This is a genomic window from Pseudomonas sp. HY2-MNA-CIBAN-0224 (assembly GCF_040310285.1).
GTDB lineage: Bacteria > Pseudomonadota > Gammaproteobacteria > Pseudomonadales > Pseudomonadaceae > Aquipseudomonas > Aquipseudomonas helleri.
The window spans coordinates 1-239 of the sequence record NZ_JBEOPQ010000868.1; the positions used below are offsets into that span (position 1 = coordinate 1).

The window sequence follows — 239 nt, forward strand, 5'->3', positions numbered from 1 at the left end:
TGGCTCAACGGCTGTTTTGCCTTGCGCTGCCGCAAACTGACTGACCGCTTGCGTCATCGCTTCAAAGCGGGCAAGGTAATCCGCGGCTAAAGGTTGATAGCCGTAGTTGCTAAAGTCAAAGCGACGAGTGGCAAAGTCATTGTTGTCGCCTTTGTTCTCGCTTGAATCGCGTTCAACCTTAGCGCCATTAACAGCCGGTTGGGCTTGCTGCGTATGTGCTTCGATAGCAGCAATAAAGC

Annotated in this window: 1 protein-coding gene; it reads right to left on the minus strand. The window is 52.3% G+C overall.

The genetic code is table 11. The features are described 5' to 3' along the window. On the minus strand, positions 1 to 239 hold a 239-nt coding region (locus AAEZ03_RS28740; RefSeq protein ID WP_350583400.1), incomplete at both ends, for a hypothetical protein.